At 65.8% G+C, this 14,795-nt stretch carries 11 protein-coding genes; 3 read left to right on the top strand and 8 right to left on the bottom strand.

The window, feature by feature from the left end:
- Positions 1 to 321 precede the first annotated feature (321 nt).
- A complete protein-coding gene (locus RF644_RS18145) occupies positions 322 to 651 on the bottom strand; it encodes a hypothetical protein (protein ID WP_368797580.1) in 330 nt (109 codons plus the stop codon).
- A 214-nt stretch (positions 652 to 865) separates the two neighbouring features.
- On the opposite strand from RF644_RS18145, the gene mobC reads away from it, so the two are divergent.
- From mobC to RF644_RS18130, 3 genes are read left to right on the top strand one after another with little or no spacing between them, the layout of a single operon-like run.
- Positions 866 to 1,255 (top strand): plasmid mobilization relaxosome protein MobC, encoded by a 390-nt coding sequence (gene mobC, locus RF644_RS18140; RefSeq protein ID WP_368797579.1) that lies wholly within the window; start codon positions 866 to 868, stop codon positions 1,253 to 1,255.
- Positions 1,252 to 2,754: a relaxase/mobilization nuclease domain-containing protein gene (locus tag RF644_RS18135; protein WP_368797578.1), complete on the top strand. Its 1,503-nt coding sequence runs from the start codon at positions 1,252 to 1,254 to the stop codon at positions 2,752 to 2,754. Before mobC ends, RF644_RS18135 begins: the two co-directional genes overlap by 4 nt.
- Before the next feature lie 2 nt (positions 2,755 to 2,756).
- Entirely contained in the window at positions 2,757 to 3,524 is a 768-nt protein-coding gene (locus RF644_RS18130) for a hypothetical protein (protein WP_368797577.1), read from the top strand.
- 2,118 nt (positions 3,525 to 5,642) lie between these two features.
- On the opposite strand, the gene RF644_RS18125 is transcribed toward RF644_RS18130, so the two are convergent.
- The 7 genes from RF644_RS18125 to RF644_RS18095 all read right to left on the bottom strand — a co-directional run bounded on the left by RF644_RS18125 (position 5,643) and on the right by RF644_RS18095 (position 14,772).
- Positions 5,643 to 6,488: a serine/threonine-protein kinase gene (locus RF644_RS18125; protein ID WP_368797576.1), complete on the bottom strand. Its 846-nt coding sequence runs from the start codon at positions 6,486 to 6,488 to the stop codon at positions 5,643 to 5,645.
- 263 nt (positions 6,489 to 6,751) lie between these two features.
- A complete protein-coding gene (locus RF644_RS18120; protein WP_368797575.1) occupies positions 6,752 to 7,156 on the bottom strand; it encodes a DUF4913 domain-containing protein in 405 nt (134 codons plus the stop codon).
- On the bottom strand, positions 7,153 to 8,946 hold the full coding sequence (locus RF644_RS18115; protein WP_368797574.1) for a type IV secretory system conjugative DNA transfer family protein: 1,794 nt from the start codon (positions 8,944 to 8,946) through the stop codon (positions 7,153 to 7,155). The genes RF644_RS18120 and RF644_RS18115 overlap by 4 nt, the downstream gene beginning before the upstream one ends.
- Entirely contained in the window at positions 8,943 to 10,697 is a 1,755-nt protein-coding gene (locus RF644_RS18110) for an ATP/GTP-binding protein (protein WP_368797573.1), read from the bottom strand. The genes RF644_RS18115 and RF644_RS18110 overlap by 4 nt, the downstream gene beginning before the upstream one ends.
- Positions 10,697 to 12,211 carry an SCO6880 family protein gene (locus RF644_RS18105; protein ID WP_368797572.1) on the bottom strand — a complete coding sequence of 505 codons (1,515 nt, stop codon included), beginning with the start codon at positions 12,209 to 12,211 and terminating at the stop codon, positions 10,697 to 10,699. The genes RF644_RS18110 and RF644_RS18105 overlap by 1 nt, the downstream gene beginning before the upstream one ends.
- A complete protein-coding gene (locus tag RF644_RS18100) occupies positions 12,192 to 14,030 on the bottom strand; it encodes a hypothetical protein (protein ID WP_368797571.1) in 1,839 nt (612 codons plus the stop codon). The genes RF644_RS18105 and RF644_RS18100 overlap by 20 nt, the downstream gene beginning before the upstream one ends.
- Positions 14,023 to 14,772 carry a hypothetical protein gene (locus RF644_RS18095; protein ID WP_368797570.1) on the bottom strand — a complete coding sequence of 250 codons (750 nt, stop codon included), beginning with the start codon at positions 14,770 to 14,772 and terminating at the stop codon, positions 14,023 to 14,025. The genes RF644_RS18100 and RF644_RS18095 overlap by 8 nt, the downstream gene beginning before the upstream one ends.
- Between the last annotated feature and the right edge of the window lie 23 nt (positions 14,773 to 14,795).

The following is a 14,795-nucleotide window of genomic DNA, read 5'->3' as shown; positions in this document are numbered from 1 at the left end:
AGAGCCACGGTCGTGCGTGAGGTGACCTGCCGGTTGGGGGCGGGTGGTCGGATGGGGTCCCCGTGTCCATCATGAGTGCGGGAAAAGCCGCGGAGCGATGGAGCTTTTGCCGTGCACATGTGGGCAAGGGGCCAGGAACTCAGTCACGGTTGTCCAGGTCGCGGTTCGCGCGCACCTGGTGTGCTTCGCGCCAGATGATGAGCAAGGACACTACCAAGAACAGGCCGGAGATCAAGCCGATCTTCGAGCCCCGAGCCACCAGGACGATGGAAAGATTCAGGAGCACCCCATAGCACGTGGCGAGAACCCAGCGACTGGCCGTCACTGCTCCGACTCGGTGCTGCCACCGTTCTGAATGGACGAGGCCTGCGCGTCCGGGGCGGACTGAGTGGGCTTCCGCCGGCGCTGCACTCTCTGCACCTTCTCCGGTGCGGAAAGTCCAATCTTGCGTAGCTCGTCGACGGTCCAGCCGCCGCTGTTCACCGCGGCCTGGAACGCCTGAACGTCATTTTTCTCGGCCTCCTTGAGGGCTTCGCGTGCCTCGTCGAGGGCGCCGCGAGTAGCAATCGCCCGACGGACGTAGTCCATCCGGTCGTTGAGCAGTCGCTGAGCGGCTTCCTCTGCCTGCTGGGGGTCAGTGAGCTTCGCCATGCCCACACCTTAACGGACGCACACCGTGGCGTTCCACCGTCCACGGGCGCTCCGCCGGCGCTTCGCACCCGTGGTGTTTCGACGGAGCAAGCTATGTATTTATGTGCCATAAATACGTATTCCGCTGGCCGACGGGCCTTTGCGGTGGCACACTGGTTGTGTGGGGCCCACGGTATGGGGGTGCTGCGCTGGGCCGGAGGAGGGAGACAGGGACGTGGCAAAAGAGCAGTCGAAAAGTCACCTTTGGCACTCCCGCCGGCGCAACATTGAGGGTGCGACCCAGTACGTGCGGGTTTCGATGTCCGAGAAGGAACGGGCCCAGCTGATGGTGCTGGAGCAGCAGACCGGGTTGTCGCCGTCGGCGATCCTGGTTGACGCCGCCCTGGGTACCGGAGATCCCACGTCGTTGATGTTGCGGAAGCAGGAGCTGGCCACGCTGCTGGAGCTTCGTCGGTTGGTGGCCACCATCGCCAACAACGTCAACCAGATCACCCGCCACGCCAACGCGACGGGGGAGCTGGCGGCCGAGACGACCGCGACCGTGGCCGAGGCCCGCCGAATCGGTCAGGAGATTCTGACCGTGTTGGAGGAGATCAAGCCGTGATCCCGAACATCACCAAGGGAGACCGGCCGGTGGGGCTGATGAACTACCTGCTCGGTCCGGGCAGGCGCAACGAACACACCGATCCGCACCTGATCACCGGGTCAGCGACGATCATGGCGTGGTTCGACGACGCCCAGTTGTCTGAAGATCACGCCGTATCCATTGCGCAGGAACTGGACCTCAACAGGTCCCTGTTCGACGTTGTGATGCCCCAGCACGTCTGGCACTGCTCGCTGTCACTGCGAGCTGATGAGCGTCAGCTCACCGATCAGGAGTGGGCTGACATCGCGGCCCAGTTTATGGACGACATGGACTTCACCGACACCGGGAACAAGGCACCGTGCCAGTGGGTCGCGGTGCACCACGGGACGTCGATTGCAGGCAATGACCACATCCACATCGTGGCCTCCCGGGTGCGAGCCGATGGCACGAAGTGGCACGACGGTGCCGACTTTCATCTGGCACAGAAGGCGGCACGAAAGCTCGAGCAGCAGTACGGGTTGATCCAACTGGGGCAGCACTCCGAACGTGGCTACAAGCCTGCTGAAAAGCAGCACGGGACAGATCGGGAACCCGTGCGGTTCCGCCTGGAACGCACCGTGCGCGCCTGCGCGGTCGCCGCCGGAGACGAGAGCCAGTTCGTCCGTGCGATGCGCCGGGCCGGGTTGCTAGTCCACCCGCGTTTCGCCGACGGCGGGCAATCGGTGGTGTCCGGGTACTCGGTGGCCGAGCGGCCGCCGAAGGGAATGCGGCCGGTGTGGTTCGGTGGCGGCAAGCTCGCCAAAGATCTGACTCTGCCCTCCTTGCGGACCCGCTGGCCTGATGAGCCAATGCTGGCGCAGGAGGCGGCCGAGGAGTGGATTGCGGCCAAGCGGCATCGTCGCATTGTCCATCCCGATCCGGGCGGGACCGTGCTCGACGAAGAGACAGCTCGACGGCTTGCAGGAGACCTCAAGAAGGTCCGCAGGCAGCTCACGAAAGTCCCCTCGGACGACCAGCAGAGCTGGGCGCACGTGGCCCGGGAGGCCTCCGGGGTGCTCGCTGCCTGGTCGAAGGTCACTGAGGAGGAGAACGGGCCGCTGGGACGCACGGCGCGCGTGCTGGCCCGCTCGGCCCACCGCAACGGGGTGCGCATCCAAGACCCGCTGCCGGTGTCGTTGCGGATGGCTGGGACCACCGCGTTCCTGCTCGCGGCCACCAGCGCGCCGTCCCCGATGGCCCAGGCGCTCATCATGCAGCAGATGGTCCGCATGACCCGTGCGCTCTACGACATGCACCGGGACAATAAGGAACTGCGCGAGACCACTCTGATCGCTGACGCTATCGAACGACAGCTAGCCGAGTTCGCTGCGCCGCTGCCCGACGTGCCCAAGACCCTGGCCGCCAGCCGGGCACAAGCCGGGCCGACACGCGACCGCGGCTCGCTCAACGAAACCACCGGTCCCACAGCCCGCACCCACATCGAGCACAGATCGACCGCGACAGGAATGGAGCTTTGACGATGAGCGCACAACCCGATGGCGTGAATGATCTGCTGACCCGTGACCTCCAAGCGGCGATGGCCGTGGCCGGTCGCTGGGGCGAGATGATGGCCCGCCGCCGTGCCGAACAAGCTCAAGACTTGCATCACGCGCAACAGCAGCGCCGGCGCGAGCTTGAGGAACGCTTCGAAGCCCAAAGAGCCATGACGCGCACCGAACTGGCCCCGGTAGGCCAGGACCGTTTCTGGGAGGATGCCAAGCCGGAGGAAATCGCGGAGCGGTACGGTCTGGCGCGTCAATGGGAAGGCCACGACCAGGTCGCCCGAGCAGCGCGTGAGCGCATAGAGGTCGAGGTGAAGAACCGGCACGGTCTGGGGGTCGAGGACTACCTGCGTGACCACGGCACGGGTAAGCCGGTCCCCGTCCAGGACGGGACACTAGGGATGCGTGAAGCGGTCAACGCTCAACGCGACCAAGTCGAAGCCGCACGCCTTGTAGAGCGGTCCGCATTAGGCGACCTGCAGAACGATCAAGATGCCCGCAACGCAGCCGCCGAAGTCGAGGAGCTGTGGGACTCCGGAGACCGCCGCGCCCGGCTGGCCGCGCGGCTGAGTAGCTTGATCGGTAGCAGTGCCGAAGGCAGGGAAGCCGCAGAAGCTATCCTGCTTACCGATCAGGACCAAGGCACCCCTCCAACCGACGCCGTGCGCTCCAGCAAGCGTGCTCCTCGCGCCCGGAAGCACCTTGCGCGGGGAGCCGGCCGTGAGAGGCCCCTCGGGCTTGGGTGATTCCAACGAGCAACTTGTGCATGAGGGGCCCGGCGAGGGTAGAAACGTGTCGAGATTCGGCCAGTAGGCGACATCGTGGGTTGTCAGAGCGTTCAAGTAGGATTTTGATCCTCACCGAACGCCCAACGCATGCCCTCGCATCGTCGAACACGCTTCACCTCCCTGTGAGCGGAGCAGTTGCACGTGGTCAAAGAGGGTTTCGGCTCCCGGGCAAGTGGAAAACATGTGGGTGGAGTAGAGAGGTTCGTGGCACATTGAGTAAGGCCGGTACGACCTCGGTGATGGAAGTCTCGGCAGCTGTTCGTCCAGGCCAGCGGTTCCAGCCAACTGACGAGCGACTCCTGGAGGGCTCCCTACGGTCTTTGGCTGAACGTCTCCCGAGCGCTGACCAGGGAGTGGTCGTCAGTTCCGAGGTGGCCGGGCCTCGTGGGATCGCAGATCTCGTTGCTGTGACCCGAGGTTTGCCTGGTCTCCAAGCGCGGCTCAACCTAAAGTTGCCGTTTTTGGTCAACGTAACGGACTGCAGCGTTGTGGCTGCGACGTCCGCAAACAGAACGCGCACGCCCGAGACGCTGGCTCGCGCCCTTGGCATGAGTTCCGATCAAGTGCGGCGCCGTTTGAGCTCGCTGGTCGGCCGAGGCTACTTATTGCGCTCAGGCGCGGGATATCAACGTGTCGGCGATTTGACCCCCATCGGCAGGTCATATGCATTCGAGGCCAAGGTCTCAGACTGGCAACAAGGCATCAGTCAATCTCTCCGCTATTCGTCTTGGTGTGATGCCGCTGCCGTTGTACTGCTGAAGCCGCCGCGAGACCTGACTGAGGCGGCGAGCAAATGCAAAGCGCTGGGCTTGGGCCTTGCTGTTGAGGATCGATGGCTGGTGCGCCCAAGGTTGGGCAAGCCACACCCCGGCCTTCGCCTAGCTGCCTCTGAGCAGTGGGCACGAAGCGTGACTAGTCAGAGTCCCTCAGCAGTTGCGTAGCCCTCGAGGACCATTGAGGGAGCAACGGCCCAGGCGCTTTTGTCGGACTGGCGGACGGTCCTTGGCAGAGCAGCGATTAGAGTGTCGTAATCCGTGTGAGCTTGTTGGTATCGCGCCCTAAGCGCATTGACTCTACCCTGGCGATTTGCTGTTGCATTGAGCTGCGCAACGGCAGCGCGTAGCTGACCCAAATGATGCATGTGCTGAGCTTTGTCGCTTGGAGGCATTGCGGCCCCGCGAATTGCTCGTGCCTGGGGCGGGTTCCACCGCTCGATGGCGTCGGCAGTGTCCCGTCGTAGGACGGAGTGCAGGCTCCCTTGGGTTACATATGAGGCTGGGATGCGGATTCCGCCGTCAGAGTTGATATGAAAAGAGGTTGGGTCAAAGGTTTTTTGTCCGCGGTCCCAGCCGCTCCCTACGGTGTCTGCACCTGCTGCCACAGCCGGGAGACCGGCGAAATCAGCGTGGGCCACAATGACGCGAGATCGCAAGGACAGCGAGTGGACCGTGCGGCAAAATCCTTCGAACGCTTCTGTGTCCTGCATATCTGGGACGTGATCCACCACCACCTCGTTCGCCATGGTCAGTACCCACACAGGGGCTCGCAACGAAGCCAAACTTCCCACGTAGGCGTCCAGATAGCTTCCAGACGACCAGAATCCGCGCGTACCGACCAAAGATTGCCAAGACTGACGGTCCAGACCCCTGGCAATTCGCGCTATATTGCGAGCCTTATATGCGTCTAGCGAGAGAGGAGATCGAAGCTGCAAGGTGGGCGCCAAATGGGGCGACCCAACTTGGTCTTGCCGACGAAACACTTGTTCGACGTGGGCAAGTTGCTCCTGTGGTGTCTCGAGCTGGATACCGGTTGGCCCCCACAAGTCCCAGGCATCGTAGAAGTCGCGCTTATTGCTGTTGGGCAGAAACAAAGCATGGGTCATGGCATCAAAAACCACTTCGCCCCCAACTCCTCGGACGCCACGTGCAACGTCTGCAGCATCAGGGTGTCGTGGCTCCGCAATACGGGGTGTCGCGAAGGGCGTGAGCACAACGCCATTGGCATTGCCGGCACTGATTGCTTCGATGCTCCACTTGCGGTGGCCACTTCGACGACCGTCATGAATCAGTACGCCGCTCATGCGCTGCACCGTCCCAGGTTCACAAGGGCCTCTCGCAGTTCAGTTCCGTCGAGGAAGCGACGGGCCGGCTGCCTTTGCAGACATCTGTCAATGATCTCGACAAGCTCGGGTGAAACGTGGGGGGCAAGGGTGGATACGGACGGTGCTTGGGATTCCACGAGCTGTCGGTCGTACTCCCCAGCATCCAGGTGCGGGTTGATGGGGAAGGTCTTGGTGAGCGCATAGAAGGCAAGAATCCCTGCGGCGAATAGATCGCTAGCGGGCACTGGATCTCCTCCCGGCACGTGCTCGGGTGAGCGCCACCCCGGCGTTCCGGGCTGAAACTGGCCTGTCAATGCGGTTTTTGCCAAATGCCGCGCGAGACCTGGATCCATGAGGACATAGCGCCTTGAAGCCGTCCGTCGTACGTTGCCCGGCGAAAGATCGCGGTGTACGACGTCGAGTTCATGGCAAGCTTCCAACGCTTTAGAGAGGTCTGCCAGGAGGGCCCATACCTCTTCCTCCGTCCAGTCAGCGTTAAGGCATCCGCTCAGGTCCTCGCCGTCCAGGAGCTCTTCGACCCAGCACACAGCTACGGGAGGCTCCCCCACTTCCACGGCATCGGTGAGAACCCTGACAACGTAGTCAGAGTCAATTGCCGATAGCAGCTCAACTTCTCGGTTCGCCCGTTCCAGGGTGATGTCGCCATTCGGTCCAGGCGCTAGTATCACGACCTTCGCTACAGCCGGCGCGCCGCTCAAGGTCCCCTGGAGGACGATTTTCTGTCCTCCCTGAGTGAGGGGAAACGTGTCCTCCATGCCGAGGGCGGCTGTGACCTCTGGGAGAAGAGTATGAAGATCCACGTGGGCCTCTCCTGTAGGGAGTTGTCAAAGGTTTGAGCAGCGGCTCAGAGGACCGGCTGCTTCTATTTACGGCCGACAGCGGGCGCAAATGCTTCACTTTGCATCTTACCCAGAGGTCTGACAAGGCACCTGGCGGAACGCTGCGAACACGCCCTATGGGCATCGCATGTGCTGACGATGGACTGCCCAGAGGGCTGGGTGGCCTTCTACAACTGAGGGGCGCAACCCGTTACGGATCGCGCCCCTCATACTCGGCGAACTGGTCAGTCGAAAAGGCCGGTAGTCGGGGCGATGACGGGCAAGGGGACGACCTTCGGATTGTGGTCTTCAGGGGTGCAGCCCTCGAAGGGGCCGTTGGCGTCGAAGAGGGTGCGCATAGTGGGGTCGGCATAGTCGCGCCACCACACGGCCATGCCGGTGGTGGGGTCCAGGCGCAGGTGTTCCCAGGTTCGCCACAGGGCGGTGAGGCGGCTGATGGCTTCGGGGTGGCGCCACCACTGGGCGCACCAGGTGGCCCCCGTGCCGCGTCCGGCCACAGGCATCTTGCGGCGATAGGTCTGGGTGAGGTAGCCGGCGACGAATTGGTCGACGCTGGGGTAGAACAGCTCGGGTTGTGGCTGGTCCTGGACGTCCTCGTCACCTTCCTCGAAGTCGTCGCTAAGTCTCATCGCTGCTCCTGTGCCAGCGCGGCCCAGCGGTTGCCAGAGGGGCCATCCTGGACCGTGTCAGCAGGTGCGACCTCCTTTTCCACGGCGGGGGCGTTGTGTGCAGCCTCGGAGGCATCGGCGGCTTGCGCGTAGGGGCGGACGCTGATGGGGACGGTGCGCAGCAGCACGGCCCGAGCCCCGGAGCCGAGCATGATGGCCCGACCCTTGGGGAGGGCCGCGAGGTCGGCGACGGAAAGGATGTCGTCGGTGGCGTCCTGGCGGGAGGTGGACCCACTGTCCTTCTGCCGGGAGGAGGAGACGGAGGTGTAGGTGTACTTGCCGATCAGCTCGGAGAGCATCTTGAGGAAGCCCTCTTCTTTGACGTTGCCGCCGTAGGTGACGACGTTGGCGGTGGAGAACAGTTTGCGCATCCCGGATTCTCCCCACACGTCCACGCCCTGGGACCAGGACTGCAGGAACGTGGAGACCACGATGCCGCGGGAGCCGTAGTGGCTGTAGAGGTCGGGCAGGTTGGCCCACCGACACACGTTGGCCGCCTCGTCCAGCACGCACAGCATCGGTGTGGACAGCCGACCTCCTCGCTGGACGACGGCGTACTCCTCGGCCGCCGTCACGGTGGCCACGGTCAGGGAGGTCACCAGGGGCCCGGCGGTGCCCGCCCCTTCCTTGGACAGGGCGTAGAGGGTGTGCTTGCCGCGCACAAAGGCCTGGGGGTCGAATTCCGGGCGGTCATCGTCGGGACCGGTGGGGTTGACCCAGGGGGCGACCTTCTCGTTTTTCAGGCAGGAGGCCATCTGGCGGGCGGTGCCGAAGATGCCCTCACGCTGCTTGTCGGGGGCAGTAATCGCCCCGGACAGGGAGTCAGCTTCCTTGGCCCACCCATGCTCATCCAGCAGTTTAACCGGGGTGTCGTCGGTGGGGCGTGAGAGCCAGTAATGGACCCGCTCGATGGGTTGCCCCCCCACGGCAGCAGCGAGCAGCAGCCCGGCAAGTAGGTCTTTGCCGGCGGAGTCGAAATAGGCATCCCCACCCTTGGCCCCGACCGCGCGGGAGCCCAGGGCGAAGTTGGTGGCCATCTCCGCCGCCCGTTCACTGTCGGTGACGTAGCTCAGCGGGTTCCACCACCAGCTCGGTTTCTCCCCGGCCACGCCCTGGGGATCGAAGACCCACACCTTCCCTGCTTCGGCGCGGGGCTCGCGGGTCAGATCCGAGAGATCGCGCTTGTTGGAGGTGGCGATCACCGGCCCCGGCGCCTCGATGATCGAGGGGGCGGCCTGAGAGGTGGTCTTGCCGGTGCGGGTGCCCCAGATGTGCACCAGGGTGTCCTCCCAGGAGGCGTAGAGGGTGTGGCCACCGCGGACCATCTTCCCGATCATCACCCCTGGGGCTTCCACCCCGAAGCGCGCCGCCTTGGCACGGGCTTCCTTCTCGGTGAAGGGAGCGACGTCGCGGACCGAAGCCATGCGCGGTGCTGAGCGGTCGTGCTTCACGATTTTCTGAGCCTTCTGGTGGCGCTTGAGGTTCCACAGCACGAGCAGTGCTGCCGCCACCAGTCCGAGGGCGGCGGCCAGGACGATCTCGGTGGTGCGCCACGGGAGGTCTCCGGTGAAGACACCCAGGGACCGTTCCCAGTACCCGGTGGGCAGCGGATCGGTGCGCGGGGTCAAGGCATGGCCGGCGCTGGCGACGACGTAGAGGATGGCCGGGATGCCGACCAGGGCAAAGAGCAGGGTCAGCAGCAGGGCGACCTCCCCGCCGCCGGTCTTGTACTTGCGGTCCAGGGAGCTCATCGTTCGCCCCTCTCCTGAGCAGCGCGGAACTTGGCCTCGTGCCACTTCTTCTCGGTGTCGTGGACCTGGGACCGGCGCTCGGTGGGGGTGAACTCCATCGAGAACGGGATCCCCGCCCTCGCGCCGACCTTGATGAAGAACTTCCCCTGACCCGGTGGCGGGGAGGTGGTGCGATCGTCGAAGTACCACTCCCGGTTCTCGGGGTCCTGAAGCCAGGCCCGCAACTCGGCATCATTGATGGCCGATGCGTCGGTGGGGGTGTACACGTCGTCGTTGGTGTACTGGATCTCCTCGTCCCCGCGGCGGTTCCAGGCGGGCGGGTCCTGCCAGGCAGCGAGCTGTTCCTGCTCGCGCATCGACAGCGGCACGGACTCGGTCAGCAGCGGCATCTCCGACTTGGCCAGCCCGCCGAGGATCTTGATCCCGCAGCGGTCCATGATGCCCTTGGCCTTCGCCCGGTCCTCCTCCCCACGGACAGCCATGAGGTCAGAGGGGGTGTGGGAGGCCATGATCTGCCCGACCCCCATCTCCCGGTTCAGACGGGTCAGCGCGTTGACCTGATCGACGATGCCGGGCCCGGCCGCCAGGGTGTTCCACAGCTCATCGAGGATGAGCAGGAACCGCTGCCGGGCGATCACCCCGTCGTCGGCCAGCATGTTGGAGGTCCGCACCGTTCCGGTGCCGATGGACCAGCACGCCAACAGCGTGGCCGCCCGCAGGTCGGACTCGGACTGGGAGATACGAGAGAGGTCGAAGACCATCGGTCTCGAGGCGTCGATCTTGTTGGTGGAGGGGCGGGCGAACATCTGCCCGAACGCCCCGGTCCCACACAAGGAGTTCAGCGAGGACTCCAGACCCTCCGTGATGGCCTCGTAACGCTCATCGTTGCCGCGATCCAGGGAGACCTCGCGCACCTCGACCGGCTTGTCCTTGAGCACCTGGCGCAAATCCGCCATGACCGGGACCGTGCCGGTCTCGGCGTGACGGGCTTCCAGGACAGTGAGGCACCGGTCCAGGATCTGATCCTCACGCTCGTCCAGCGGCTTCTTGCGCAGAATCGCGATCAGCGACCGGATCAGGTCGAACCGCCGGGTGTGCAGATCGGCCAGCAGCTCCTCCGCCTTGGCAGGAGATAGCAGCTTGGCCGCCGCCACGGCGCCGGCGTCGTCGAGCGGGTTGATGTGGCCGACCCCGCGGCCCAGCGGCAGCACGGCCCCGCCGAGGGCTTCGATCATGGCGACGTGTTCGCCCTTGATGTCTCCCAGGACCATCGGCCACACCCCGAAGGCGGCCAACCCGATGGCCATCCGCCGCAGCAGGGAGGACTTGCCCAGCCCCGGGTTGGCCATGATGAAGGCCGATGGGTTGGCGATCACCCGCAGCTTCTGGAACCAGGAGATCGGGTCACAGCACACCGGCTCCCCGGAGAGCAGGTTGCGCCCCAGCGGGACCCCTTCCAGCGGGGAGCCCCCGCCCATGGGGAAGGGGAACAGCCCGCAGACCTGATAGTTGGTGCCGCGCATCTCCCGGATCGGGTGCAGCAGCTGCGCCTCGCCCAGACCCCGGCCCTTGTGGCCCCGCGGGCCCGGGCGACGGGTGAAGGCGGCCGTCACCGAGGTGCTGCCGGTGCGCTTGGGCTTAGCGAAGACCTTGCCTAGCTTCGTGCGGGCGAAGGCCCGGTCCAGGACGGTGGTCGAGGCGTTGCCCCGGCTGGCCGGGAGGATGATCTGGTTGCGTTTCGTGGTGGCCATTAGAGGGCGTTCCTCACGGTCGAAGGCAGGGCCAGGTGGTCCGGAATGACCACACCCAGCGGCAGGCCGGCGGCGAAGGTGGAGTCCTGGGCGCCGTAGGCCTCCTCCAGACGGATCCTCGCCGAGGTGCCGAGGTTCTCGATGATGGCTTCGGCCTCGTCCAGCTCGCCACGTGCTCGGACGGTGGCGGTGACGACGAGCCCGAAGTTCAACAGGCCGGCCCCGTCGGCCTCTTCGGCGGCGGTGGCCTGGGCGGCGCGGGTTTCGCGGGTATCGCGGGCGGTGGCGCGGTTGCGGGAGGAGGCGTTGAAGGTGGCGGTGTTGATGTCGTTCTCCACCATCTGCGCGGCCCGGGCGGGGTCGATGGGGCGGTAGAGCAGGGTGACGCGCTTGCGCACCAGTTCCGGGTTCGGGGCGATCAGGGCTTGGAGCACGTTGGCCTGGACGGTGGAGCGCGGGGGCACCGACATCGCCCAGGACTTCGACCAGGAGTTGTTGTGGTGGTAGCAGTCCCAGAAGGTGTCGGCGGCCTGGGGGCCGACCTCGCTCCAGTTCAGTTCCGGGGCCACCCCCTGGGCGTGGGCGCGGTCGAAGAGGATGGCCTCGGCCGGGTCGTAGGCCACCCGGATGACCTCGCACAGCTGCTGCGCGGTGAGTGGGGCGGCCACCCCGGCCCCGGTGTCGTTGAGGGACAGGGTGAGGTTGGGCAGGCGGGCGGCCAGGTCATCGGCGACCTCGTCCGGCTTGCGGATGCGTCCGCCGGCCCGCACGGAGGCTTTGAAGGTCACCGCGATGTAGGCCCGGGTGACGGTGGCGCCGGTGGGCAGCATCTGCACGGTCTCGTTGATGACGTCGCGCGCGAAGGCCGGGGCGTCGGGACTCATGCGGGCCTCGATCTTCCGGGCGAGGCGGTACCCGGAGTCCGGGGCGGTCTCGATGGTCACCGAGGCGGCGGTCAGCCCGGGTTCGTCGGTGAGCATGCCCAGCCAGTGCGCCCAGCGGTCCACCCACCGGTTGATGTGCTCCTGATCGACCATGCCCCCGCCGTCGGGCTCGGAGGAGAACACCACGGTGTAGTGGTGTTTCTGCGGGACCTCGACCAAGGCGAAGGGGCGGCCGTAGCCGTCGACGCGCTCGGTGATCCTGGAGCGGGCCGAAACGCCGGGCAGCTTCGTGGTGCCCTCGGGGATCCGGCTGACGGGGCCGGCCCGGTAGACGTTGGCCCCGGCGTAGACGGCGTTGGCCCACCCGGCCCGGCGGACGATGCGCTCGATGAGGGTGCGCCCGTGCTTGTTCTTGCTCATGGACAGCGCGATCAGGACCAAGATCACCGCTTCGAAGCCCAGGGCCACCAGCCACAGGTTGAGCATCATCAGCAGGATCCCGCCGACCACCCCACCGATCAGCAGTACGGTGCCGGCGGTGGAGAGCCCGGCCAGGCCCTTGGAGGTGGGAGTGCGGAAGTTGCCGTACACCCGCGGACGGTTCTCGGTTTTAGCTGCGGTCTGCGCCATCAGGGCGGCCCTCGTTTCCGGTCTCGTTGGCGATCTGCGCCTTGAACGCACGCGCCTGTTGCTGGATGGCCTTGACTGTCGGCTTTGCCCCGGAGGGTCCCGGGGGCCGAGCTCCGGTGCGGGGCGGTGATGTAGCGGCGTTACCTCCCGGGGTAGGGCGCGCCCCGGTGTGACTGGTCGTGGACGGGTCGACGCCTGCGCGGGAGGTGGCCGTTCCACTGCCGCTTTGCCCACTCGCAGGCTGGGAACCTGCACCGGTCGATCCACTGCTCGAGGAGGTCCCGGAGGGGCTGTCTCCCGCACTGGATTGGGTGGTCTCGGAGACTGCTTCGCCGGTCTTCTGCACGGCGTTGGCCGCCGCCATGCCGAGGGCCACCGGAGCTGCGGCTGCGCCAGCTGCAGCGGTACTAGCCGTTCCTGCCGTGCTGGCTGCGCTGGTCCCCGTGGTGCCAGTAGTACCGGTGGTGCCGCCGGGGCTTGCAACGGGCCCAGGGGGCGGGGAGCCTGGTCCGCCCTTGGAAGAGGCGGAGGACTGGGGCGAAGGAGTGGACGAGGAATCGGAGCCGAAGCCACGCCCAGACCGCGCCAGATGGGACGCGCCCTGAGGGATGGCGGCACCCATCGCCGCGATGCCCAACGCGCCGCCCCCGCCTCCGGAGGAGGACATCGAGCCGAGCACGGGGCTGAGGAACCCGATGAGCACGGGCAGGGCGAACACGGAGGCGACGATCATCATCAGCCCGGCGGCGAACTGGATCAGCCCGCTGCCGGAGTCCTCCCACACCCCGGTGGTGGACATCTTGATCGCCAACCCATAGATCAGAGCCGCAGCCGGCTTGTAGAAGGCGAAAGCCAGGGTCCAAGCGATGACCTTCTGGAAGAAGTTCTTGCCCGTCTCGGTGTTCAAAAACGCCGCCGACAGCGGCAGGATCCCGGCCATCAAAAACAGCATCCCGGTGCGCAGCACCATCAGCATCAACTGGATCAGGTTCACGATGATCGCCACCACCCCGCCCACGATGATCAGAATGACATTGCCGCCCAACCACACCGGACCCGCCGCCCCGGCGCTGGTGGCGTTGTCCAGGGCCAGCAGCTGGAGCACATCGGTCTGGAAATCCTCTCCGATGGCGGAGTCAATGATCTGCACCGCCAGGGCGTCGGTGCCGGCCACCAAGACGTTGAGGATCGTTACCCCCGACGCCGTGACCACGGCCAAGGTGAGCAGGCCCTTGAGGAGGTCCCGGGCTGGTTCAGCGCGCTGGGTCCAGGCCATGTGGGCCCCGGCGATCATCACGCTCAGCGCGGCCACGGCCAGGGTGAGGTAAAAGGTCTGGTCCTGAATGAAGCCCACCGACCCGGACAGATTTCCCGCCCGGGCGGGGACGAGGAAGCCGATCAGGCTGGTGGCCCCACCGATCAGCGCCGCCCCGGAGGCCAGCACGGTGGCGGTGTTGACCAAGCCGGCCCCGTCGCCGCGGCGGGCGTTGGCGGCCAACACGATGCCCAGGAACAGCACCCCGAACACGCACACCCCCAGCCCGATCCAGCTCGCGTAGCTCAGCAGCAGGTCGATGTAGGCGTTGAACTCCCCACGCGCCGGAGCCTGGGAGGCGGGTGCACTGTTGCTGGTGAGGTTGGCGCTGCCGATCCGAGTCCACATCGACCCCAGGGAAGCGATCGTGTCGACCACGGCAGCGGTTACACCGTCGGCGATCTGATCCAGCGCATCACCGGCCGCTCCGGTGAGTGCGTCGCTGACTCCTTCCTTGACCTTGCAGAAGCCATCGAGTGCGAAGCACTTCTCTTCCTCAGCCATCGTGGGGTCCCCACTCGATGTACCCGTTCAGGTCTGACACCTGGCCGGAGACGGGGCCTGTGTCGCCGTTGTCCTGCAGGGCGAAGCGCCAATCGCCGTCTTGCCACATAAGGTCTGCACTACTGGTGATGTATGTCTTCTCGGTCCCGTCGTCTCCTGCCAATACGACCTCGACCGTGGCTCGCTCGCCCGTGTACGAAAGCAGTCGGAAGCCGGCAACCTCGACCGGGACCGTGGAAGCATCCCCCGCGGAGACCCGCTGCTGGACCTGCCCCACGGCGATGTCCTTACCGGGGCTCTCAATGGCAAGCTCCTTGAGAGTGTCCAGCAGAAGCTGGGGATCGTTGCTCGAGGCCAGCATGTTCGCCGTCGTCAGCAACGCCCCTTCAGGAGTGTGGGAGTAGCAGGAGCGCACACCCGTCGACTCGTCCACGGTGCCCGGTCCGTGCTCCTCAGAGGACGGTGCGTAGATCGCCCCGAGAGCGGTCCACTCGACGTCCTCCGGCGCTTTCGTGAGAGTGGTGCCGCTGGTGGCGTCCAAACCACACTCCGACTCCCCGCCCGCCACCGGTTCGGCGGTGGTGGCTGGCGCCGGAGCGGCTTGGGTAGGCCCCTCTCCGTCGGGCCACAGCCACAGGACCACGCCCAGCACGATCAGCATCGCGACGAGAACGGCTGAGATGAGGAAGCGGGGGGTCTTCCACCATGTGCTGTTGTCGTCGGTCTCGATGTGGTCTGTCACGTGTTGCTCCTCGTGTGTGGGGG

The sequence above is a fragment of the Kocuria sp. CPCC 205258 genome, assembly GCF_040981005.1.
GTDB classification, from domain to species: domain Bacteria; phylum Actinomycetota; class Actinomycetes; order Actinomycetales; family Micrococcaceae; genus Kocuria; species Kocuria rosea.
The sequence above is the reverse complement of the archived record's forward strand: the minus strand, read 5'-3'. Positions and strand labels throughout refer to the sequence as shown.